At 44.3% G+C, this 22,083-nt stretch carries 22 protein-coding genes and 1 pseudogene; 14 read left to right on the top strand and 9 right to left on the bottom strand.

What is annotated here, in order from left to right; genetic code table 11:
* Positions 1-35: 35 nt before the first annotated feature.
* Entirely contained in the window at positions 36-479 is a 444-nt protein-coding gene (locus GWK48_RS08650; RefSeq protein WP_174631423.1) for a peroxiredoxin, read from the top strand.
* Here the strand turns inward: GWK48_RS08650 and GWK48_RS08645 are convergent.
* Positions 466-1,968 (bottom strand): NAD(P)H-hydrate dehydratase, encoded by a 1,503-nt coding sequence (locus GWK48_RS08645; RefSeq protein WP_174631421.1) that lies wholly within the window; start codon positions 1,966-1,968, stop codon positions 466-468. The genes GWK48_RS08650 and GWK48_RS08645 overlap by 14 nt on opposite strands.
* A 248-nt stretch (positions 1,969-2,216) precedes the next feature.
* Here GWK48_RS08645 and GWK48_RS08640 point away from each other — a divergent pair.
* The 7 genes and pseudogenes from GWK48_RS08640 to GWK48_RS08610 all read left to right on the top strand — a co-directional run.
* A pseudogene (locus tag GWK48_RS08640) lies at positions 2,217-2,762 on the top strand (rubrerythrin); the annotation flags it as partial.
* A gap of 407 nt (positions 2,763-3,169) precedes the next feature.
* Positions 3,170-4,645 (top strand): DNA double-strand break repair helicase HerA, encoded by a 1,476-nt coding sequence (herA, locus tag GWK48_RS08635; protein ID WP_174631419.1) that lies wholly within the window; start codon positions 3,170-3,172, stop codon positions 4,643-4,645.
* A 5-nt stretch (positions 4,646-4,650) separates the two neighbouring features.
* Entirely contained in the window at positions 4,651-5,793 is a 1,143-nt protein-coding gene (mre11, locus tag GWK48_RS08630; protein ID WP_174631417.1) for a DNA double-strand break repair protein Mre11, read from the top strand.
* A complete protein-coding gene (locus tag GWK48_RS08625; protein WP_174631415.1) occupies positions 5,790-8,375 on the top strand; it encodes an AAA family ATPase in 2,586 nt (861 codons plus the stop codon). The genes mre11 and GWK48_RS08625 overlap by 4 nt, the downstream gene beginning before the upstream one ends.
* On the top strand, positions 8,372-9,364 hold the full coding sequence (gene nurA / locus GWK48_RS08620; RefSeq protein WP_174631414.1) for a DNA double-strand break repair nuclease NurA: 993 nt from the start codon (positions 8,372-8,374) through the stop codon (positions 9,362-9,364). Before GWK48_RS08625 ends, nurA begins: the two co-directional genes overlap by 4 nt.
* Positions 9,365-9,550: 186 nt before the next feature.
* Positions 9,551-10,021 (top strand): hypothetical protein, encoded by a 471-nt coding sequence (locus GWK48_RS08615; protein WP_174631412.1) that lies wholly within the window; start codon positions 9,551-9,553, stop codon positions 10,019-10,021.
* Complete coding sequence (locus tag GWK48_RS08610; RefSeq protein ID WP_174631410.1) at positions 10,005-10,628, top strand: class I SAM-dependent methyltransferase; 624 nt, start codon at positions 10,005-10,007, stop codon at positions 10,626-10,628. Before GWK48_RS08615 ends, GWK48_RS08610 begins: the two co-directional genes overlap by 17 nt.
* A 165-nt stretch (positions 10,629-10,793) precedes the next feature.
* Here the strand turns inward: GWK48_RS08610 and GWK48_RS11360 are convergent, their stop codons facing one another.
* Complete coding sequence (locus GWK48_RS11360) at positions 10,794-10,922, bottom strand: transposase (protein WP_217451747.1); 129 nt, start codon at positions 10,920-10,922, stop codon at positions 10,794-10,796.
* Between the two features lie 405 nt (positions 10,923-11,327).
* Between GWK48_RS11360 and GWK48_RS08600 the strand changes: the two genes are divergently transcribed.
* The 3 genes from GWK48_RS08600 to GWK48_RS08590 all read left to right on the top strand — a co-directional run bounded on the left by GWK48_RS08600 (position 11,328) and on the right by GWK48_RS08590 (position 13,496).
* Positions 11,328-11,642 carry a hypothetical protein gene (locus GWK48_RS08600; protein ID WP_174631408.1) on the top strand — a complete coding sequence of 105 codons (315 nt, stop codon included), beginning with the start codon at positions 11,328-11,330 and terminating at the stop codon, positions 11,640-11,642.
* 462 nt (positions 11,643-12,104) lie between these two features.
* Entirely contained in the window at positions 12,105-12,914 is an 810-nt protein-coding gene (locus tag GWK48_RS08595) for a CBS domain-containing protein (protein WP_174631406.1), read from the top strand.
* Between the two features lie 159 nt (positions 12,915-13,073).
* The gene (locus GWK48_RS08590; RefSeq protein ID WP_174631396.1) at positions 13,074-13,496 is read left to right on the top strand and encodes a Fur family transcriptional regulator; all 423 of its coding nucleotides are present in this window, start codon (positions 13,074-13,076) and stop codon (positions 13,494-13,496) included.
* Here the strand turns inward: GWK48_RS08590 and GWK48_RS08585 are convergent.
* Positions 13,459-14,373: a nucleoside hydrolase gene (locus GWK48_RS08585; protein ID WP_174631394.1), complete on the bottom strand. Its 915-nt coding sequence runs from the start codon at positions 14,371-14,373 to the stop codon at positions 13,459-13,461. The genes GWK48_RS08590 and GWK48_RS08585 overlap by 38 nt on opposite strands.
* Before the next feature lie 80 nt (positions 14,374-14,453).
* Between GWK48_RS08585 and GWK48_RS08580 the strand changes: the two genes are divergently transcribed.
* Entirely contained in the window at positions 14,454-16,208 is a 1,755-nt protein-coding gene (locus GWK48_RS08580; protein ID WP_174631392.1) for an archaea-specific SMC-related protein, read from the top strand.
* Positions 16,209-16,337: 129 nt separating this feature from the next.
* Here GWK48_RS08580 and GWK48_RS08575 read toward each other — a convergent pair whose 3' ends face one another.
* The 3 genes from GWK48_RS08575 to GWK48_RS08565 all read right to left on the bottom strand — a co-directional run bounded on the left by GWK48_RS08575 (position 16,338) and on the right by GWK48_RS08565 (position 18,426).
* Complete coding sequence (locus tag GWK48_RS08575) at positions 16,338-16,664, bottom strand: hypothetical protein (RefSeq protein WP_174631390.1); 327 nt, start codon at positions 16,662-16,664, stop codon at positions 16,338-16,340.
* A 32-nt stretch (positions 16,665-16,696) separates the two neighbouring features.
* Positions 16,697-17,191 carry a CBS domain-containing protein gene (locus tag GWK48_RS08570; protein ID WP_174631389.1) on the bottom strand — a complete coding sequence of 165 codons (495 nt, stop codon included), beginning with the start codon at positions 17,189-17,191 and terminating at the stop codon, positions 16,697-16,699.
* A gap of 263 nt (positions 17,192-17,454) precedes the next feature.
* Entirely contained in the window at positions 17,455-18,426 is a 972-nt protein-coding gene (locus GWK48_RS08565) for a metallophosphoesterase family protein (protein WP_174631387.1), read from the bottom strand.
* Between the two features lie 263 nt (positions 18,427-18,689).
* Here GWK48_RS08565 and GWK48_RS08560 point away from each other — a divergent pair, with 263 nt between their 5' ends.
* Positions 18,690-19,307, top strand: a complete 618-nt coding sequence (locus GWK48_RS08560; protein ID WP_174631385.1) for a 2,3-diphosphoglycerate-dependent phosphoglycerate mutase — start codon at positions 18,690-18,692, stop codon at positions 19,305-19,307.
* Here the strand turns inward: GWK48_RS08560 and GWK48_RS08555 are convergent.
* The 3 genes from GWK48_RS08555 to trxA all read right to left on the bottom strand — a co-directional run bounded on the left by GWK48_RS08555 (position 19,272) and on the right by trxA (position 21,136).
* The gene (locus GWK48_RS08555; protein WP_174631383.1) at positions 19,272-19,985 is read right to left on the bottom strand and encodes a D-aminoacyl-tRNA deacylase; all 714 of its coding nucleotides are present in this window, start codon (positions 19,983-19,985) and stop codon (positions 19,272-19,274) included. The two genes, GWK48_RS08560 and GWK48_RS08555, sit on opposite strands and share 36 nt — an antisense overlap.
* Positions 19,986-20,088: 103 nt before the next feature.
* The gene (locus tag GWK48_RS08550) at positions 20,089-20,724 is read right to left on the bottom strand and encodes a hypothetical protein (RefSeq protein WP_174631381.1); all 636 of its coding nucleotides are present in this window, start codon (positions 20,722-20,724) and stop codon (positions 20,089-20,091) included.
* Position 20,725: 1 nt separating this feature from the next.
* Positions 20,726-21,136 (bottom strand): thioredoxin, encoded by a 411-nt coding sequence (gene trxA / locus GWK48_RS08545; protein ID WP_174631379.1) that lies wholly within the window; start codon positions 21,134-21,136, stop codon positions 20,726-20,728.
* A gap of 60 nt (positions 21,137-21,196) precedes the next feature.
* On the opposite strand from trxA, the gene GWK48_RS08540 reads away from it, so the two are divergent.
* Complete coding sequence (locus GWK48_RS08540) at positions 21,197-22,075, top strand: NAD(P)/FAD-dependent oxidoreductase (protein WP_174631377.1); 879 nt, start codon at positions 21,197-21,199, stop codon at positions 22,073-22,075.
* Positions 22,076-22,083: the final 8 nt, after the last annotated feature.

Below are 22,083 nucleotides of genomic sequence, written 5' to 3'. Positions count from 1 at the left end.
AACGCTTTTAAGGTTTTCATAAGTGATGTAGAATTATGTTAAACACAGGAGAAAAATCTCCAGAATTTGAGGCCGAGTCCTCCTTAGGGAGGGTGAAGTTGTCAAACCTTAGGGGAAAGAAAGTGGTTCTTTATTTTTACCCTAAATCCTTCACCCCTGGGTGCACTAGGGAGATTCAAAGGTTTGTGGAGCTCTACGACGAGTTTAAGAAGCTGAACGCAGAAGTTTTGGGAGTCAGCGTTGACTCTGTGGAGACTCAGAAAAGGTTTAGCGAGAAGTATGGTGCTAAGTTTCCAGTGGTGTCAGATAAGGAAAAGAAAATATCTGCTGCATATGGCGTTCTTAACGACAAGGGAACAAGTGCCCAAAGGGTTACCTTTATAATAGATGAAAAGGGGGTAATAAGGTCAGTCCTCAAGAACCTAAAGAAGGCTGAGGATCATGCTGACCTAGCCCTAGATGAGCTCAAGAAGTTATGACCCTTTTGTACACCCTCTTTTTGAAAGCCTCGATGGGATTGGAAAGAACCGCGGGGATTTTCTGCACTATGTCTGATGCAGTAATGTGAGGACCTAATTCCGAGTAAGCTAAGGTACCAGCTAAGCTGTTAACTAAAGCCCCCATGTAGGCAGAGGTGAACGGGTCGATGCCTTGTGCCACGAAAGTCGCAACGATCCCGGTGAGTGTATCTCCAGTTCCTCCTGCTGTCATCCCTGGATTCCCAGCCTTATTCAGCTTGAAACTGGTGCCGTCGCTAATTACGTCCAAGTAACCTTTGAGAAGTACCACACAATTACATTCCCTAGCTTTGTCCATAACTTGTTCTATCCTTTCCCTTTCACTAGCTGAAGGCTCAGTCCCGAAATATATCTTGAACTCCCCAGGGTGTGGAGTAATTACCACGTTCCTTGAGAGCTTGGAGCCCTTCATAATCTTTAACCCGTCAGCGTCAAGTACCAATGGTTTACCCATTTTCAACACGTGTTCAACGAAAGTAGGCGTGGCCCTTACAGCGTCCTCGCTTAAGCCTAGGCCAGGACCAAATACAACCACGTTTGCCTTCTCGACCCACTGGGTCAACTGCTCGACGTTTTTCTCATTAAAATTCCTTCCCTCTAGTTTTATTGTAATTAAATCAGGTGAGTAAGATGATATTATCTCAGCCGTCCTCTCTGGGGAAGCTACGTAAACTAAGTCAGCCCCTGTCCTTAGACTAGACAGCGCTGATAGTGTGGGGGCTCCAGAGAAAGTCTCACTACCTCCCACAACGAGGACCCTCCCCCCAATTCCCTTCTTACTTTTCATTTCTCTTGGCTTCAAATTCACCATGAGATCCCCTGGTCCAGCGTAAAGGGAAGCTTCAGGGGGGATGCCTATCCTTTTGACAACTACCTTAAAGTCAGTCCGCAAGAGACCCTGTTTCATATCGTGGAATGTGACTACGAGATCGGGTTTCACGGACTCGCCCAAGTCCTTCCCAGTATCAGGATCAAGCCCAGAAGGAACGTCAATTGACACCTTAAAACCCCTAAGTTGGTTGAAAAGCTTAATGGCACTCTTAAACGGCTCCCTGATCTTGCCCCTAACCCCAGTCCCAAGCATAGCGTCCACAAGGACATCCCCGTTTAGATCTAACCCTTCAACTTCCTCGAAGTTCCTCAAGGATACGGAGAAATCCATATCTAGTATGGACTGAAGGTTAGTAACGCTGTCCTTATGTTTGATCTCGCCAAGAAGGACAATCTCGACTTTAGCTCCCCTTTCCGATAGATGCCTACCTGCAACTAAGCCGTCCCCGCCCTTACCTCCGTGACCTACGAATATCACAACCTTAGAGTTCTTCACCTCAACCTCTCTCTCTATCTCATCCGCCACAGACCTACCAGCGTTTTCCATTAGTTGGAGAGTTGAAACTCCAAAGGCCTCTGAGTTTATCTCCAGTGCCCTCATTTTAGAGGTTGTTATCATGTTTAGCTTTTTGCAACCCAGATTAAAATCTTCTCAGATTCGAGTTACATAATCATCATGTCAAAATTGGAGTCACTCATCATCTAAGCTTAAATAGTACAATAACTTTTTAACATTATCACTACTTTTCTTTATGCAGGAACCAATAACCTATTTTGAAATACACTTCTGATTTTTTGGTAAATGTATTATAATGACGATAATCAAAGTTTATTAACTTGTGTTAATACGTAATAATAGTGATCCGAATGGTTCTGGGAAAAGAGACGGAAATGGGTTTAAAGGAATTGTTTAAGGCTAATGCTGAGGACTACATGCTCCTCAGCTTCCTAGCTGACAAGCTAGAGGCAGCTGGAAAGAAGGAGGAGGCCAAGACACTCAGGGAGAAAGCTAAAGTAGAGTATGGACATGCTAGAGGAATATTTGAGAAGCTTTACACTCATGCAGGTTCCAGCTCGATGCTCAACGAGTTCACCAGAGAGGAGGCAGAAGAGCACGTAAGCGAGTACAACAACGTTGCAATGAAAGCCAAGGCAGAGGGACATATGGACGTAGAAGCGATGCTATGCGCATACGCTGAGCAAGAGAGAGACATAGCTGAGGCAACCAAGAAAGTCTCCGCGATGCTCAACGAGTTCACCAGAGAGGAGGCAGAAGAGCACGTAAGCGAGTACAACAACGTTGCAATGAAAGCCAAGGCAGAGGGACATATGGACGTAGAAGCGATGCTATGCGCATACGCTGAGCAAGAGAGAGACATAGCTGAGGCAACCAAGAAAGTCTCCGCGATGCTCAACGAGTTCACCAGAGAGGAGGCAGAAGAGCACGTAAGCGAGTACAACAACGTTGCAATGAAAGCCAAGGCAGAGGGACATATGGACGTAGAAGCGATGCTATGCGCATACGCTGAGCAAGAGAGAGACATAGCTGAGGCAACCAAGAAAGTCGCTAAAGCACTTTAACTCGAACACTCTTTTTCTCAATTTTCTATTTCTTATTTCATGCGGATTTTTCCTACTAGTTTTGCGTTTTAGCAGCTCGTAGTACACGTATGTAATATTCGCCTCTTTGGACAACTAGGTTTCAATCACTTAACCTACAATAAGCTCTGGGTTCTGTGCCAGGACGTAATACCTCCATATAAAGTATTACCTGAAATCTTCAGGTTATCTTTATAATATACGTCATGCTAACTAAATCCATGAATGTGGGCTACGTTATAGGAGAGTCCTCCCCAGAGGAGGCTCTAATGCTAGCGGAGAGACCAGTCAGAGTGGGAAGGTATGTGGTGTTGGAGTATGACGGAATGAGGGTAATAGGCTTAGTGACGTCGGTCTTCCGGGGTAGCCCTTTGCTAGACCCCACGCTTAATGATGTGAAGATAGTCCAAAGGTTAAAGACCTTGGACACCTCAATTCCCCAGTTCGTAAAGGCTACAGTTAAACTCCTTTACGAGATGAACACCGGTACTTTGCCGGATATGCCTCCTGGTCCTGGTACTCCAGTCAGGTTCGCTCAAGAGGAGGAGCTGAAGGACATCTTTGCTGAAGGAGATATAACCATAGGTACCGTCATAGGAGTCAACATCCCAGTTAACATAAAAGTGAACTCTCTCTCTAGGCACTTAGCTATCTTGGCAGCTACGGGAAGCGGAAAATCCAACACGGTCGCAGTCCTATCGCAGTCTCTAGCAAACATTGGTGGTGCTGTGGTCATTTTTGACTATCACGGTGAGTATTACAACTCCGATATACAGAATCTAAATCCTATAGAGGCAAAATTAAATCCTTTATATCTTACTCCGAGGGAGTTTGCAACATTATTAGAACTGAGATCGAATGCTATTATACAGTATAGATTTTTAAGGAATGCATTCACCACTTACGTCTCTGAAATCAGACAGAAAATTAAGGAAGGTAATGTGGATTACTCTGAACTGAATGCCAATTTTGCTCAGGATATTATTGACAAGGTGAATGAATTAGCTGGTGGTGAAAATCAAAGGAACCAGAAGGACTCTGCGCTTGAGGTCATAAACAAAATAGAGGAGTTTGTGGACAGGTATGAAGGTATTATCGATCTCACCGTCCCTGACATTCCCTCCAGAATAAGGCATTCATCGGTTAATGTAATTAGTATAAACCACCTCGATGAGGATGCCATGGACGCTATAGTTTCCCACTATCTGAGGAGGATTTTGGACTCAAGGAAGGAGTTCAAGCACAGGAGGACCGGGCTGAGTTTCCCAGTGGTGGCTGTGATTGAGGAGGCACACGTTTTCATTTCAAAGACAGAGGATACACTAACCAAATATCAGGCCTCGAAGATAGCAAGGGAAGGGAGAAAGTTCGGCGTAAGTATGGTCATAGTCAGCCAGAGGCCTAAGGGCTTAGACGAGACCATCCTGAGTCAGATGACCAACAAGATCATTTTAAGAATGGTCGAACCTACAGATAAGAAGTACGTACTTGAGGCAAGCGACAACCTTACTGAGGACCTGGTTGAGCAATTGTCTTCCTTGGGGATAGGGGAGGCCATTGTTATTGGTAATTTAGTGAAGTTGCCTGCCTTTGTGAAAGTAGCGAAGTTTCCTGGAAGACTTGGAGGCTCAGACCCCGACCTTAAGGGTGAGTGGAACGCATTGAAGGAAAGGAAAATTGAAACGGAGTTTGGGTGACCTCGTTGCAGTTCCTTCATATCTCCGATACTCATCTCGGCAAGAGAATATACAACTTGGACTCCAGGGAACAGGACGTGTATGACGCTTTTTCCCAGCTTACTGATATAATCAAGAGGGAACACGTCAAGGTAGTAGTCCATACTGGGGATCTTTTCGACGTGTACAAACCCAGCAACAAGTCCATAAAGTTCTTTATAGATAGGGTTAAACCCCTGAGGGACTCAGGTGTGGCTTTCCTTAATATTCCAGGGGATCACGACACCCCAAAAGTAAGGGAGGAGATTTACACCCAGAGGATTCTGGGAGAGTCCTTGGGTCTCATCAGGCTACTCATGGGGGATCAGGATCCAAGGTACTACGAACACGTAGAAGATAACCTCAAGGTGAGATTCTATGGTGTGAGACATCACAGTAACGTGTCAAGGGACTCTTTAGTCAACCTCCTCAACAACTTGAAACCGGAGGGAGATAGGAACGTGTTAATGCTCCACCAGGGGATAAAACCCCTTTTACCCTACGACTCCTCATGGGAGTTGGAGATAGAGTCCCTCCCCAAGGGATTTCAGTATTACGCTAGCGGACACATCCACACTAGGGTTCTAAATAGGATGCCCGATGGAAGTATCTTTGGCATTGCCGGATCTCCGGAAATCATGAGAAACGAGGAGATTGAGGGTTGGAAGAAGCTGGGAAAGGGAGCTTACCTCGTGGACTTGAGCAAGAAGGAACCTAGCGTCCAACCAATAAACGTAGAAGTCAGGCCTCAAGAGATAATTCATGTGGATGTCTCGGAAATAGATAAGACAATCTTGGATATCAAAAGCAGATATGTAGGTCTCCAGAGGAAGCCTATACTCCACATTGTCCTAGAGGGGGACTCCAACAAAAAGAGCTACGCCGTCAAGAAGCTAGTCGAGTTGAAAGATATTGCTGAACACTATAGATATGACGATAGGACCGTTGATCCAAACATGAAGACGGTAAGGGCAGAACAGACGGGAACGGTCTCAGAACTCATATCAGGCTACCTTAAGCAACAGGGGTATACCCAGGGAGAGGTAGACCTCATACTTGAGATCATTAATAAGTACGATTCAGACGACGCTGACGAACTCTTGCGGAAATTCGCGGAGGGTCAAAAATGAGGATAGAGAAATTGAGCCTTAGGGATTTCCTAAGCCACGAGAGGACTGAAGTGACCTTCAAAGGGGATATTAACGTCATAATTGGTCACAACGGAGCAGGCAAAAGTTCCCTAGTGGATGGAATACTGTTTGCCCTCTTTAGGGACGCTAGGGGTAAACAGGAAGAACTTGTAAAGAAAGGGAAGACCACCTCTGAAGTCGAACTTTGGTTGAAGGATCAGCTCTCTTCAGTTTACGTCAAGAGAGTAATACCAACCAGCAAATCCGATCAGGTTTTAATTAACGGGAGACTCGAGGCTAGATCAGCTAACGAAGTCACGAGGAAAATTGAGAGGTTGGGACTAGATGAGAAAGTTCTGCCTGCCACAGTATTTGTAAAACAAGGTGATATTGAATCCATTTTTGATAGCCTTACTGATGTACTTAAAAAGATAATGAAAATTACAAATTTAGAAAAACTTACTGAATCTGGAGGAAGGATTCCTAGCCTAATCAAGGAATACGACACCAGGATTAAACTTTCAGAGAGGGATAGACAGGATCTAAATAAAATTCAAAGCGAAAGGGAGCAAGAGGAGAAAAAGATAACAGAATTGCAGGAGAGGATTTCTAGTCTAAAGGGTGAGCGCTCCAAGTTAGAGGAGGAGAAAGGCAAACTTGAGAAGGAGATTGAAGAGCTAGGGAAGAAGAAGGAAATGTTTATAAAACTGGATCAGACTAGAAGGAACGTAATCTCGGAAAGGGAGAGGATCATCTCGGAGCTCAAGGACTTGGAGAACGTGGAGAGAGACATAAGTGAGACTCAACGTGAGATAGAGAGATTAGAGGCTTTGAGAGGGAAAAGGGAGATCCTCACCCAGTTGGAGGAAAAAACAGAGAGGAAACTGGAACTGGAGAAGAGCGTCAAGGTCTATCGACAGAGGAAGGAGAAGTTGGAATCAGACGTCAAGCTGAAGGAGTCCCTGGAACCCGTCTATAGGGAATACGTTAGGCTAAAGGAGGATAAGGAAAAACTGGGAAAATCCCACGACATGTACTTGTCCTTGAGTAGTGCTCTTAACGAAAAGAGGGACGCATTGAAGAAGGAACAGAGGAAGCTAGATCTCATTCCTACACACAGGGACTTAGAACTAATAGACAAGGAGTTGAAGTCTACAGAGGGGGAGATCACTGAGCTGAACGAGGAGATCAGCTCCCTCGCCAACGAGAAGAAACAGTTGGAGAAAAGTGTAGAGTCCCTTAAGACAGCTAAGGGCGGAAAGTGTCCAGTTTGTAACGGTCCACTCGACGACCTTCACAGGAGGGAGCTTTTGGAGGAATATACCCAACGGATAAAGGACATAGAGGGAAAAGTTTACAAGCTCAGGGCATCTCTCACCTCCTTGCAGGGTAAGAGGGAAAATCTAGAGAAGGAACTAATGGAAGCCAAGAGGTTAGAGGACAGGAAAAGAGATTCCATGGAAAATGTCAACAAACTGTCCACCGAGATAAAATCGTTAGAGGATAAGGTAGAGGAACTCAGGAGAGATGAAGAGAGCTACATAAACGTGGACAGGAGACTCAAAGAGATAGAGCAAAAGGCCGTGAAGTACCTTACAGTAGCCAATGCCAGTAGGGAGGAACTAGAGAGCATAGAGATGGAGATAGCTTCGATGGACCAGAGATTATTCGATATCGAAAATGATATCGAAAATCTAAGGAAACAGTTGGGGGACGTTACCGCTAAAGATATAGAGGAGTCTGAGAGGAAACTGAGCTCCCTTAAGGAGAGACTGTCCCTGCTTCAATCCAAGCTGGGGAGAAAGCGAGTGTTATCGGATAGGCTGGAAACACTGGAAGACGAACAGAGGAGGGTAGAGGGGGAGCTGGCTTCCCTTAACTTCAATGCGCAAGTCCTAGAAAGAAAAAACAATGAGCTGAAGGTTCTTCTCGCTCAGTTGGAGACTTTAAGTAGAGATGAGGCTACAGAGGAAGGGAGATTGACTTCATCTATGCAGAACTTAGAGAGGATAAGGAAAACAGAGGAGGAGATCAAGGAGAGGTTGTTAGAGGTAAGTAAGTTTGAGAGGGCAAAGGAGAGGCTTGAGAGGCTCAGGAAAGTTCTAGGTGAAGGTATGTTACAGTCCTACTTGATATCCACGCTGAAGGGCAGAATAGAGAACAATCTAAACGATATAGTTTCAATGTTCAACCTGTCCTTCGTGAGGATTGAAATAATAATCGAACAGACTAGGTCGCTGACTGGTAAGGTGAACCTATCAGTTCGTACACCGGCAGGGCAAACTCTATCCATCAATATGCTTAGCGGTGGGGAAAGGATAGCTATAGCTTTAGGCTTAAGGTTAGCGATAGCCAAAACCTTGATGGGAGAACTAGGTTTTATGATCCTAGATGAGCCCACAATACATTTGGACTCCCAGAGGAGGGCTGAACTCCTCGAAGTGATAAGGGAATCTATGAACGTAGTACCTCAAATAATAGTAGTGACGCATGATGAGGAGGTTCTCAGGATAGCTGATTTCGTTATAAGGGTCGAGAAGGTGGGAGAGAGTAGTAGGGTAAAGGAGGAGATACCCCAGTGATAGAGAAGGTCTATGAGGAACTGGTTGTAAATGCTCAAAATATAGCGGGTAAGCTCAACGTCACTAAGGAGGAACTAACTGAGGAGCTAGGGTCTATAGTCCAGGGTAATTGGAAGGAATTTGTCCCTTCGAGTCCAACAAGGAAGAAATTCATGGCTGTTGATGGTGGAGAATTTGTAAAGGAATTGAGGGCTGGGACGGTGTTTGTGCTTAACGCTGAAGCGTTGATCACGGAGGGAATAAACGTAGTGGATATGGCTCAGGACGTGAGGTCCGGGGTCTTTAGGCCTGGGAATAAAGCTAGGGAGAGGGTTGGGGAGCTGATGAACCTGATGGAACTGAAGTTGGCACTTGAGAATGGAGAGAAGGTCGACTGGATACTCATGGACGGTAGCGTTAAGATGAAACTAGGTGATGTGAAACCTTTGGAAGGGAAATTAACCTTCGAGGAGGGAAAGATCAATTCCCTAAAGCATCAGGACGAGAGTATTATGCTAACACACTTAGTTTATGAAAAGCAGGTCTACATGGCCAGGCTACTGAGCAGATATGGAACCAAGCTAGCGTGGATATCTAAGATGAACAAATCGAGAGATCTGTTTCGTCACGAGATTTCGGATATCGCGATCCTTGAGACTTTAACCGTTAAAATGGGAAGGACGCCAACAACTTGTAGACCTCTCATTAAGGGAGAAATTGACTTAGAGGACGAGCGAAGGGACCTTGAGAACTTCCAGGTCTGTAGCTTTTACGCTAGGCTCGAGGATCAGGAAAGGGTCCTCAGAATTGACGTCATGACTTCAGACGAGGAGGGTATACAAACTCTCATGAATGACCTGTATCACATATCTGTAAAGGGCTACCCTTATCCCTTAGTAAAAGTCCATTTTGATGTAAAAATATCTTACAACGACAGGTCCAGAATAATTGAGATCTTGAACCTCAAGAGGAAAAGAAGTGTGGATTGGTGGCCTGGACAGTTCTATTGATGGAACTTCACACTCATTAGGTTAAGACTTCCTCTGTTTTCTTAAAGGTCCTCGTTTAAAATGTCGTCGCCCCTGCCCCATGCCTAAAAATCGCTTAAGGAGGTCGACATTCATTACGTTATACCTCCAACGAACGGTAAAAAGTTGGTTAAAGTTAATTTACTAGATGGTGCATAATCTATAACAATGGAAAGCTTCCGCTCCGTTATAATTGATGTCTTTTTGTCCTCTCGGGTGAGCGATTCAGGGAGGATTATTCAGGAGGGAGTCGAAAAGCGTAATCGTTGTAACCATTATGATGGGAAATACTGTAATCTCATCAGGACAAGGGACTGGATACTTTCATCATGGGTGGCGGAGGGCAAGATCAAACCCCATCCCATTCTCTGTTTTTTGTGCCCGTATTATGGCCTCAATCTTGAGGAGAAAGTTGAAATCTCCCTCTTACAGCTCCTGAGGGATTACATCTCCCTAAGGAATAGCATAGAGAAGGAGATATCAAGGTTGGAAGGGAAGATGGGCGAAATGATTTACTCCTCGCTAATGCTGAAGAAGCGTAGAGACGAGCTCATGGGCACCATTGAGCAAGTGGACTTCAAAATTAACCTTATAAAAGTCCTTTTGAAAGAGATGGAATCAAATGTCAATATTCGATGACCCTAAGGGTTACCTTAACTGGTACAAGAATCATAAAGTAACTTATGAAAACGAGAGGCAAGCTGTGGACGCTCTTGACCTCAAGGACTGTCTAGACGTTGGCTCTGGACCCTCCGTGTTTCACGAGGCTCTAAAGGGAGAGGTTATTTCGTTGGATATCTCAGAGTTTGTCCTAAAATACATCGATGGAGATAGGATCCTAGCTGACGCTCACTATCTCCCTTTCAGGAGGGACGCCATTCCTTGCGTATTCTCCTCAGTAACCTTATGTTTCTTAGATAACTTGGAAAAATTCTTCGAGGAGGCTAATAGAGTAACGAAAAGGACATTCGTCAGTTGCATTGTTACTGCAGACTCTAGCTGGGGCGAGTTTTACCGCGATCTAGGCTCCAGAGGTCACAAATACTACTCCAAAGCTCGCTTCTTGACTAGAATGGAGTTTATGAATCTCGTAAAGAAGTTCTTTGAAGTAGAGAGAGTTGTCACAACCATAGACTATGGCCCCATGGAAGAGGAGGTTCCCGAAATCCCGAAGGAGTGGGGGAACGGAGCCTTCATGTGCATCAAGGGTATTAAACGTAACGACCAGTTTGCATACCCCAAATGAATATAGTAATCCCAAAACGTCCACCATCGCGGAGCTGGATTCCTCCACGCCATGAATAATGGGGGTTTCCTCATAGGTCCGGGTTTACAGCCTTCATGTGGGGGCAGCCGAGAGGCTCAGAGAACCCCCTACAAGTTCATGACTGCTATTACATCATTCACATTCTCATAACCGCATGGACAGTGGAAGTACTGTGGGCGACTCCTTCATCTCTTTCCCGTACTGTGGGCATCTAGCAGAGGAGTAGTTGGGGTCGAAGTAGACTACCTTGAGACCGTGTTTTTCCCCATTCAATCGGGTACTGCAGTCTACGGTGCCGCATCAAGTACAGTCTGTCCATAAACTACCTGTTAACTTTTTCACGCCTTTAATCACGTTTTTGCCCTTTAATGGTTAAGAGAAAACAAGCCAAAGACGTTGTTAAAAGACATACAAGGGTACTTACGTGACTCTAAGAGGTTCGGTATACCGTCTAAAGTTGCCCAAGACTGCTATACAGATGCAATCGCAGTATGCAAGTCGTGGTTAAACAGCCCTAAACGCAGTAGGTACTCTACAGTCCGCAACGTCTCTGTATGGTTAATCCCAACCCTATCGTTTTAAATAGATTTCGATAAAAGGAGCGTAAGGGTAACAGGAGTTGGCGAACTGTCTATAAAGGGATATCCAAGGAACCTGCCAGAATACAAGGACTAGGAAGTGAGGGAGGCTAGGCTAGTTGTGAGGAATGGTAAAGCGTACTTGAAGGTCTCCTTCCTTAAGGACCGGAAAGGACCAGAAGTTAAGGACGGTATCGCAGTCGATATCAACATGGCTAAACTCGTAGTTGGAAAAGACGACGGAAAGTACGTTAGGATACCAACTCATTTAGAGGACGCCCATCACTACAAGAGTCTGGCTGAGTCCCTACAGAAGTACGAGAAGAGATGGAAAGAGGACAGGAGGGTTCTACGCAGGATAAGGTCGTTCCACAAGAGAGCTAGGAACACCTTAGAGGACTCCGCAAAAAGGTAGGTAAGTGAATGGTAGATAATTAGGGAGAGCAGAGGGGCGGTGGGGAAAACTTAATTGGAACTGTAGCTCCGGTTTTGTTCCCACTCTTTTTAGCCTCTCCATATCATAGATATAGAGAAATGGAGAAAAGAGGTTTTATATACTTTTTATATCTCCTCCCTAAAGGGAGAGGCTTTCCCTACCTCGTAAAACTATTTGGGCTCGAGAATGGTTACGACCAAAAGATTCTTGCTCAATTTTTGCCCTAGGGATTAGAGCTCACTCTAATGGTCTAACGACCTCAAAAGATCCGAGACGCATCTAGGGAGTATTTATAATTCACAGAAGCCTCTCCCCTTAGGTCTTGGAGGAAGTCAGATAACCAATTGCAAGCTCAAAACTAAGTTCCTATGGCATCAGGGCTTCATAATCACGATATCCTGCTAAGAAGGAGTTTTAAGCTTGAACTCAAATTAGTAATTTATGGGTATTGTTAGAGAATTCATGCCCTTACGGCCGTTTGATACATTGTTATACGCCTCCAAGATCATGGTAATGGAACACGTTCCCAAATCGATCGTTATAGATGAAAACGGAAGACCTGTAGGAGCGATCACACAAAAGGATATTGTAAAGTTCGTGTACAGCATGGGTGAGGAAAGGGCAATGGAGAACGTGATGGTGTCAGAGGTCATGCGGAAGGATGTAGTGTGCGTTAACCCTAATATAGATGCTTTTGAAGCTGCTCAGATAATAGTAGACAAAAGGCAACCCCTCCTAGCAGTGTGTGACGACAACGAGAAGGCAGTGGGGATCATAATAAAGAGCGATCTTTCAAACTTCTATGCAACGCAGGTCAAGGGGATACAAAAGGTGAAGGAATTTATGAGTTCTCCTGTTATTACCATAGAACCGTCCTCCACTCTGGGCGAGGCCGTTGAGAAGATAATACAGAACAGCCTGAGCAGACTTGTCGTTTTCACACCTGGGAGAGTCTTAGGGGTTATAACTACCACAGATCTTCTCTACATGGCTCCAATTCTCAAGTACAAGGATCTGAAGGTTCAGGTTCGTGATGTGATGAGCCCTAACGTCATAGTTGTGGATGAAAACGAGGATATGTCCAACGCTGCGAGACTTATGGCTTCCAGAAAGATAAAGGGCATACCTGTCATGGAAAGAACCGGCAAACTAGCTGGTATAGTGACTACCACTGATGTAGTAAAGGCCTTGATGGACCAAGCAGTTAAGAAGTATCTTTATGAGATAAAGATGTACACGTCATCCTTTTGATAAAGGAATGACAAACCTCCCCTTTTGGGGAGGAGTCAGACTTACTCACCATGAGGGAATGACAATATCGTCACAAGGGATCACGTTAAACTATAATTAACCACTTTCTAGGATGACTGAAGCTAATTTTAATTACTACGATATAATAGTTATTACATAATGGAAATGGATATCGCTGAAATGCTCAGGAATAGAGGATTAAAAGTTACTCCTCAGAGAATAGCTGTAATAAGGGTCATGGAAAGAGGAGGTCACTTTAGCGGGGAGCAGATATTTAACGAATTAAGGAAGACGGAGCCAAGTATAAGTTTATCTACAGTTTACAACGCTCTGGAGACCCTAGAGAAGGCAGGGATAATTAGATCCTTCGAGGCGGGCGGAAAGACTTGGTATGAAATGAGGATGGAGCCACACGTTAATGTATTTTGTGAGGACATAGGCGACATAATTGACGTGGACTTGGATCTGGAGAACCTCCAGAAGAGTCTGGTTGAAAAGGGGATAGAGCCCAAGAACCTTAGCGTTATAGTATACGCCGAATGTTCTAAAATGATGAAAGGACATCAAGTAAGGCAGTCTTGAACCTTTCCCTGTCTGCCTTGAGTACAACTATAGAATTATGTTCCCTGTTGTACCAGTCGACTAGCATTCCCCCTCTGGACAAAGAACAGAGCTCGATATCAACCTTAAGCTTTCTCTCTTCCAATATAGCTTGATTGTTGTAGGCTAGGTAGACGGTTAAGGAGTCTGGATGTACACTCCCAAGATTTCCCTGTAACTTAGAAAATTCTAGAAGAGCCTTATTTGACCTTACGAAGAACTCAGACAACCTACTACCCAACTTCCCTATTTCCTCCCATTCGTTTTCATAAATCACCCCATACTTCTCGGTAACTTCCCACGGAACTATAGTAACTTCAAAACCTGCATTCAGCACAATCTTAGCTGCTTCAGGATCCACCCAAAAGTTGAATTCAGCCAATGGGGTAGTGTTACCCCTAGTGAACGCCCCGCCCATTATCCAAACCTTTTTGACTCTCTTGGTTAGGCCATTATCCCTTAGGTACGCTTGGGCTAGGTTGGTTAGGGGAGATATGGCCATTATTTCCAACTCCCCCTCATACTCCTTGGACAGTCTGAGAATTGCGTCAACAGCGTGCTCTTTCTCGGGCTTTTTTCTGTTAGGGCTGACCCTCCACCCGCTCATACCCCACTTCCCGTGGACTTCCTCAACAGTCCTCCATTGACCTAAGATAGGCCTATCATAACCAATGTAGACAGGGACGTCGTCCCTTCCAATATATTCCAAAGTGAAGAGAGCGTTGTTAACCTGATCTTGAAAGTTTACGTTACCTGCCACTATACTAACGCCCACTAGATCGAAAAGAGCCGAGGATAGTAGGATTGCTATAGTGTCATCTGTTGCAGTATCGGAGTCTACAATTACTTTCCTCCTCATATTTCTAACACCTATATCTGGTAATCATATGCTGAAAACTTAAGATAATATTTTTAAAGGAGAGTGACAAGTCTCGTATCATGAGAATTAGAATTAGCAATATAGGTGGAATAACTAGTCCTCTCGACATAGAAATAAATGAGGGTGTGAATGTATATACTGCCCCTAACGCATACGGAAAGACATCTCTGTCAAGAGCTTTAATCTCTATGTTGACGTCGGAAATAAAGCCAGAAGATCTTCTCAACGTCTTTTCTGACTCGGGATATGTGGAGGTCAAGTATAAAGATAAGGAGTACTACAGGAGAATAAGGCGGTTAAAGAACAAACTGACCGAGAGCGCTAAGCTCATCATGGACGATAAAAGGGCGTTGCTCCTATCGTATTTCTCACCAGAGAACGCGTTGTTAAACCATATTCTGTCCGGGAAAGACGATCTAGAGTGGTTTATATCTTCAACCTCAGAGATTGAGAAGTTAAAACAACAGAAACAGAGCGTAGATGAGAAGCTAAAAATCATTAAGGGAGAACACGAGGAGCTCAAGTCCAAGTATAAGGATGCTGTAACTATTCAGGCTGAGATAAGGAGCATAGAGAACGAACTGGAGTCACTGAAGAAGGAGACTGAGAGCGACAAGTTAATCAATAGCACCACTCAATCCATATCCGTTACTAGGCAGAACAAACTAGCAGAACTTAACAACAAGATAGAGCAAAAGAAAAAGGAGCTATTGGATCTCCAGACTAAACATACAAAATTGGAGTTGGAGATCCAGCAGAAAGAAGGTATGGTAAAACCAGAGCTAAAGGGAATTTTTGAAGAGCAGTTGAATCAAGTAACTGAAGAGCTTCAGAGAAAGGCTTCCCTAAGAAATGAGACTGAGATAGGGATCAAGGTTTTGGAAAGGGTTCTCGATGAGATAAAGGAGGCTGAAAAGAGCCATCTAGATACATGCTACGTATGCGGTAGTCACGTCGATCCTGAGAATTGGAGGGTGAGAGTGGACGTTATTTCCGGTGAGTTGAGACTAAAGCAAAACTCGTTTGAAGGTATAAAGAAGGAGATCGACGAACTGACCAAGAAAAAGGAGGAGATTACCAAGAAAATTGCAGAATTTGAAAACATGAAGAACGAGGTGCAGAGGTTGAAGCTGAAGAAACAGGAGCTGTTTGGTAGAATGGAAATGGTCAAAGAGCAAATAGGGGAGCTGGAAAGACAGAAGAGGGAAATGGAGGACAGATTCAACAAGAATTCGGATATGATAAGGGTTACGGGTCCTGAGAACGCTATCTCCAAGAGGATCTCCGAACTTATGAACAGGAAGAACCAGCTTGAGTACGAACTTGCGAGCCTGGGGGTACCCAGTTCAACTCTCAACAAAATCAGGGAGAAAGAGAAGGAGATAGAGGAACTTGAGTCCCAGTCCCAAAACCTTCAGATAGAATACATGAGGAGGTTATCAGTTACGAGGGAGGAGTTTGTAAGGGTAGCAAACTCGCTGATAAAGGAGTTGGAGTTTGACTTAGAGGCTGAGATTACTCCGGACTTCACCCTAGTAGCCAAGAGGAACGGGACGGTTATGGATCTCAAGAAGCTCTCCTCTTCGGAAAGGACCTCTCTAGCTCTGATACTAGTGGTGACTGCGATAAAGGCTTACTTCAAGACGCCGTTCTTCATAGTAGATGAGTCGTTCATGACCTTCGATCAAAGGAGGTTCCAGAAGTTGACCAATTATCTGAAAGATCTTACAGAGTACATTATCATAACCAGGAGCGATGAGAACGTCTCAATGAAGGTTGAGCAGAGGGAAGAAACGCAGACAGTGTCAGGCTAAGCTCACAACGTTTAGGGCAGTACTACCTCTAGTCAAGTTACCCATGATAATACGCAACGTTATGATTTTAATCGTAGATATTGATCCATAACGCATAAAATAAAAAGACCTCACTTGATAAGGAGATATTTATGGGCTCCAGGGAATTTCTAGTTTTCTCATGAGCATTTTGTTTAGGTCAGTTCTCACTGCATCGTTAACTTGCTCCGGGACGTTAGCAATAGGGGTGAACCAGCCCACAGAAGTGGACATACCTAGCTCCTCAGCCCTGTCCTTAAGCCACATGGCAACCGCCAAGGCAGCCATGGTCGGTTTAAATATTACTATGGAGGGTCCTATTGAAGAACTAGATATCTTAACTGCGTGTCTCGATATTGTTTTCCATCTAGTCTTGGTTATTATTCTTACCAATTCTTTGGCGCGGTCTTTTTCTCCTATGGCATAAAATATTATCATATGTAGAAAACAGCCAAAACCGTCTTAAAAAGTTAGCTCGAACCTGTACCACAGTTACAGTAACCGGTTTCGTCTATTTCCAATCCGCAGACAGGGCACACAACTCCGCTACCCTTCACTTCTGTCCAGTCTTTTCCGTACTGTAAAAAATGAGAATCTGAAAGTGCTCGTGCAATGTCCCTAATAGAGACTATTCCCAGTATTTTCCCGTTCTTACCTATGACGGGCAGGTGTCTGAAGCCGTTCTCAAGCATGATTTCCAGTGCGTCCTCTATTGTGGTCTCCTCTGTGACGCCTTTAACTGAAGCTGTCATGTAGTCCCTAACCTTAGCGTCAATTTTCCTATCTGCCAAAGCCCTCACCATATCCCTCTCCGTTATGATACCCACCACCTGATTGTTTGAATCCACCACTATCATGGAACCCATGTTGTGGTTTTTCATTTCAGACGCTGCTGACACGACACTATCATCTTCCTTTATTACATGAATGACCTTTGTAGCAATTTGAGAAACTGTGTGACTCATATAGGATAGAATAGGTATTAATATAATAAAAACCTTTTGAACGTTTATAGGGTATAAACTCTTGTTATATAACCGAGGAGGTTTATGGAGAATCTCACCTTCCCTTTAATAGTCCCGAGAACTCACCTTTTAAAGAAAGCGTTAAGGGATAAGAGGGTTTTCATAGGCAGCGCTAAGCGCCGCTTTCAAGGGAAATTTTAATCATTCATGTGAGAGCTAGTATTAATCTATTAGAAAGTTAATAATTTTCAGCTCATTGTATCCTATCCAATAATGAACTGATGAGCCTTTATCTTCCCCTTCTCTAGGACAATGTAAGCTGCGTGTAGTATTCCCTCGTTATGTTCACTACCCGGATTAAGGACTAGAGTTCTCCCTAACTTGTCAAACCCCCTAGACTCGTGAATGTGACCGTGAATACCCAAGAGGGGCTGTTCTTCCTCTATTACTCTCCTCACGGATTGGGAACCTACGTGGGTCATTACAATCTCTCCTCCTTTTATTACAGGTTTCAAATTGGAATCCAGCATTGGGGCATTATCCAAATTAGTGTTGTAGGGAGGAGCGTGTACATTGAATATGGCCTTTTCCATCGAGGATACCTTCTTTGCTTCCTCCTTTAACCTAGCGTAGATCTCCTCCTCTTTCATTTCTCGTGGGGTGTTCCACGGTGTCGGGTTAACGTATCCAAATGAGATCATCTCGTACCCAGATAGGTTCACTACCATATCTTCGCATCGTCTCATGATCTTGGACTCGTCTATTACGTCGAAAAGGTAAAGAGGGTCGTCATTGCCTAGGTTCACGTAAAGAGGAATGTTGGTGTCTTTCAGCTTCTCCTCTGCAATCCTTCCCCAGTTTCTCACGACCTCTACCATGGCAGTCTTGAAGGCCTCATCCACCTTCCTTTTGTCCTCTCTCATAGCCTCCAGCTCTTTTCTGTCCACAATGACATAGTAATTACCTTGTTTCCTAATCTCGTTCATGATCTCCTGGAGTCCCTCCCTACCAACAGTACTTCCATCAACCTCGTATTTACCCTCGCCCAACTCTATAATGGGAGTCAGGGACTTTCCTGCAATATCCCCTCCGATTATGAGGAAATCGACTTTGTATATTTTTCCTGCATTCAAGAATTTTTTAAAAATTACATCCGATCCGTGTATGTCTGTCGTATAAAGTATCTTTACTAGATCACCTGAAGGTTCTTGTTCCTTCCTCTTAAATAACCCCACAATATCATGAACGGAGTTAAAATTTTAAGGTTATCTCAATTGTTCCTCGGCTAAACCTCTTCAGTTTTTTCAACAATAAGATGAAATAGACATCAACGCCCGCTCATAAGACTATCTTAGGAGTTCAATACCTAGGGGGTTAAGACGAATTGTCTAAAAATCCGCGAAATTATTTTATAGTCTCATCTTAAATTGAACTCCTTGTACTCCTGTTCACAAGGTCAGCTGAAACTTAATAATAAACCTGGTCAAAATAGTGGTAAATGACACTAATCCTGTTCATAAGGCATGGTCAGAGCGTGTCCAACATCAACAAGATATTATCCCATGACGTACACAATTTTCCACTCACAGAGGAGGGAAGGGAGCAAGCAAAGAAAGTAGCCCAGGAGTTGAAAAAGATCAAAATAAATACAATATTTACTAGTCCTATACTAAGGGCCTACCAAACCGCGAGGATAATAGGTGACGAACTGGGACTAGTCCCGGTTATAGATGAAAGACTGAGGGAGAGGTGGTTGGGAGAGCTAAATAACAAGAAGTTTGATCCCACAGACCATTGGAAACTCAAAATTGCCAAAGGACAGCTGGAAGTAAGGGATCTCGAACCTTGGGACATCCTGAAAAAGAGGGTGTTAGAGTTCATTAGCTCCTTAAAGCCTGAACAAGTAGTTGTAGCCGTGAGTCATTACGACCCCATACGGGCTGTTATAGCAAGCATCTTGGACTTGGACGATATATCTGCACACGGTATATCCATCCCCAATGCGAGTGTGACTGCAATTGAGGTGATGTCCTCACCTAAGATCCTTGCCATAGGGTCCCCAATAATTTCGAATAGTTTGTTATCTAAATTGGAAAGATATATTATTAGAGCTTAATATATTGGTTATCATTTCTCTCTTTTCCCGTTGGATGCTGTCTAGAATAGCGGTATTTGGTTTTGTTACATTACGTTCTATTGCTTGAAATATAAGGTTCGAGTTTAATTCTGAAATAAAATGTTTTGAGATAATATGTGAAATACAGTTCATCTTGGCTAGGGACGAGGCTGTCCTGGAGTAATGCGGTCCCCCGAAAACTAGGTAAGTGGAAGAGCAATCTGTATTCTCAAAGTTCTCTATCCCACGAAGGACAGCTCTTGCCAGGGAGTCCACTAAGCCTTGGTTTGTCCAGAAACGCTCATCACTTCCGATTTCTACAAAGGTTACAGAGACCGGCAGGTTTGTTGGACCGTGGTGTGTAGCCTCTATTACCTTGTCCAGGTCAGTGTCCATTTTTAGTATTTCTCTAAAGATGGAGGTGAGAAGTCTAGGGTTGGCAATGCCTAGCTCCCATGGCTTTCCCCCAAGGGGCTTTCCCCCAGGGTTTCCAGGGTGGTGTACAGTTATGGTGGGAGTTCTGGACGAACTTTCATGCCTACAAATCATTATTACTGCGTCACCCTTATTGTAGCTAAAGTCGACCACGTCCTCCGTAATCTCCTCAAACTGGTACCCTAGCCTCTTCAAAGTCTTCCCTACAGGGTCCTGGGACGAAATGATTACGCTGACTTTCATTGGTAATGAAACGGGCTCTCATACCTAAATAGCTATTCTAGAAGGGTAAACAGAACCGAGCAAACCCTTAGTATCCAACTCTTGTTCTGCCAGGATGTTAGGCCTATGATCCTGTCACCAGTTTCAGAAACAGGTAACCTATTTCAGGTAACTTGACTGTCTCGTGATCCGATGGTCTAGGCACCGTTGAGAGATAGATTCCGTAGTCTTCGTGGTCAGTTTCCGATGCCGACTTGGGTTCACCGAAGGGGGAAAAGATAATAAAGTCGTCAACAGCGTTCACCAATTTCCTTAAGGCGTTATCCACTATTGAGTATGCCTGGCACTTATCTCCCCCCCTATGAAGAAGGGCGTCTAATCCAGTTATACCTGCTATTACAGGTCTTTTTTCCACTGCGCTAAGAATAGTCTCGGTGACTTTATCGAGCTCGTCCTGAAGGCTCACTTCGCCATACTTTAGGCTAACTTCACCGAATGTCGGGTTGGATATGGGGAGGTTAACAGGAACAGCTTTAGTCTCCTTAATCAGTGTAAGGTCCTCAGGACTCACGTCGAATGTGGATGGTTGGACTTCCCTCATCTCTAGGATTGAAAGCCACGATGAAGACGGATACTGGGGTCTCCTATTTAAGACCACTCCCCTAAAGGTACTACTGAACAGAGTCAATAGGAATCTCGGGTTGCATTTCATGAAACTAGAGTAACTCAAACCGTCAACTCCTATCAATAACGCCTTCATCTCAATCGCCCAGCAGACCTCTAAGTCTCAGTTCAAGCTCTTCTCTTGGTACAGCCCCTATGACTTCATCCACAGGTTCTCCATCCTTAAAGAAGATCACTGTAGGAAGGCTCATAACCCCGTATCTCATTGCCACGTCCTGATTCTCATCGGAGTTTATCTTGCCGAAACCCACCTGCGGGTAATCCCTTGCTAATTCCTCAATTACAGGGGCTAAAATGAAGCACGGGGCGCACCACTCTGCCCAAAAGTCAACAACTGCCACTTTTCTTCCCTTTATGAACTCGTCGAAGTTCTTAGAGTCTAAGTGTTTTACAGTCTCCTCTTTCTCCATGGCATTCCTATGCCCCATCATCTGTTTAATTTTTTTCTGTAACAACGCTTCCAGCTCCGGGTCCTTCTCCTCGCTCATAAACTAGATTAAACCATAAGAGATTAAAAAAGTTTATATTAGAATAACATAAAAAAAGTTGTGAATAGGCTGGTCATATTTGGGGGAGGTATAACAGGTCTTCTCACCGCACGCTATCTCCAGGACGCAATAGTAATGGATAGTGAAGGGAGACCTAGAAATTCCTTAGCTAGCCTATGGAACGTTATGCCCGGCTTGTGCGGTGATCTAGAGGATCAATGCAGGGAATCCATGATGGAATACATGAAACTTTGTGACGAGTTGGGCGTTGAATATAAGGAACTGAACCTCCTTAGGGTTCCCCCAAGAGGCAACAAGGTTTTGAGCCCAAATGAAACTAGGGAGTTGGAGCCAAAACTGCATCAAGAGAGCGAGGATTTAGGTAAAGTTCTTCACGTTAATGGTGAGAAGTTACTGTCTAAACTTTCCACTAAAGTGGTTAAGGCTGAACTCAAGAGCGTAGAGCTTGAGAAGAATAGAGTGACCAAGGCAGTCACTGACATAGGAGAGGTTCAGGCGGAGCAATACGTTTTTGCCCTTGGTTACGATAGGATGAAGTTACTGAAGAGTCTCGTTGACGTGAAGCCCTACAAGGGGCACGTAATAAAGACCCCTCCTCTGGGCATGAAAAACGTCCTGTTGCTCGAGGATAGGCTTGGGGTAGAGGGATTTGGATATACTCTATTAAATGGAGACTCCTACCCCTCGGAAGAGGAAAAAATTGATAAAGGTCAGGTTGAGAAGACCTTGGAGGTCTTTTCCAGGTACTTGGGCTTAAAGGTTAATCCAGTGGAGGTTAGGGTAGGCTTCAGGGCTGTCTCGGGGGATGGCAAACCAGTGATAACCAGACTTGAGAACGCTATTGTGGTGACAGGTTACAGGTTCGGATGGGCACTAGCACCGGTTCTAGCTAAAAAGGTCAAGAGTATGTTACGGTGACAGGTTTG

It is taken from the genome of Metallosphaera tengchongensis (genome assembly GCF_013343295.1).
GTDB classification, from domain to species: Archaea; Thermoproteota; Thermoprotei_A; order Sulfolobales; family Sulfolobaceae; genus Metallosphaera; species Metallosphaera tengchongensis.
Note: the sequence above shows the minus strand (reverse complement) of the source record. Positions and strands in the feature narration are given on the sequence as shown.

Excerpts from the sequence above, each read along its gene's own strand:
- GWK48_RS08650 (WP_174631423.1), top strand. The coding sequence starts at position 36 with ATGTTAAACACAGGAGAAAAATCTCCAGAATTTGAGGCCGAGTCCTCC.
- GWK48_RS08645 (WP_174631421.1), bottom strand. The coding sequence starts at position 1,968 with ATGATAACAACCTCTAAAATGAGGGCACTGGAGATAAACTCAGAGGCC.
- herA (WP_174631419.1), top strand. The coding sequence starts at position 3,170 with ATGAATGTGGGCTACGTTATAGGAGAGTCCTCCCCAGAGGAGGCTCTA.
- GWK48_RS08625 (WP_174631415.1), top strand. The coding sequence starts at position 5,790 with ATGAGGATAGAGAAATTGAGCCTTAGGGATTTCCTAAGCCACGAGAGG.
- GWK48_RS08615 (WP_174631412.1), top strand. The coding sequence starts at position 9,551 with ATGGAAAGCTTCCGCTCCGTTATAATTGATGTCTTTTTGTCCTCTCGG.
- GWK48_RS08610 (WP_174631410.1), top strand. The coding sequence starts at position 10,005 with ATGTCAATATTCGATGACCCTAAGGGTTACCTTAACTGGTACAAGAAT.
- GWK48_RS08595 (WP_174631406.1), top strand. The coding sequence starts at position 12,105 with ATGGGTATTGTTAGAGAATTCATGCCCTTACGGCCGTTTGATACATTG.
- GWK48_RS08590 (WP_174631396.1), top strand. The coding sequence starts at position 13,074 with ATGGAAATGGATATCGCTGAAATGCTCAGGAATAGAGGATTAAAAGTT.
- GWK48_RS08585 (WP_174631394.1), bottom strand. The coding sequence starts at position 14,373 with ATGAGGAGGAAAGTAATTGTAGACTCCGATACTGCAACAGATGACACT.
- GWK48_RS08580 (WP_174631392.1), top strand. The coding sequence starts at position 14,454 with ATGAGAATTAGAATTAGCAATATAGGTGGAATAACTAGTCCTCTCGAC.
- GWK48_RS08575 (WP_174631390.1), bottom strand. The coding sequence starts at position 16,664 with ATGATAATATTTTATGCCATAGGAGAAAAAGACCGCGCCAAAGAATTG.
- GWK48_RS08570 (WP_174631389.1), bottom strand. The coding sequence starts at position 17,191 with ATGAGTCACACAGTTTCTCAAATTGCTACAAAGGTCATTCATGTAATA.
- GWK48_RS08560 (WP_174631385.1), top strand. The coding sequence starts at position 18,690 with ATGACACTAATCCTGTTCATAAGGCATGGTCAGAGCGTGTCCAACATC.
- GWK48_RS08555 (WP_174631383.1), bottom strand. The coding sequence starts at position 19,985 with ATGAAAGTCAGCGTAATCATTTCGTCCCAGGACCCTGTAGGGAAGACT.
- GWK48_RS08550 (WP_174631381.1), bottom strand. The coding sequence starts at position 20,724 with ATGAAGGCGTTATTGATAGGAGTTGACGGTTTGAGTTACTCTAGTTTC.
- trxA (WP_174631379.1), bottom strand. The coding sequence starts at position 21,136 with ATGAGCGAGGAGAAGGACCCGGAGCTGGAAGCGTTGTTACAGAAAAAA.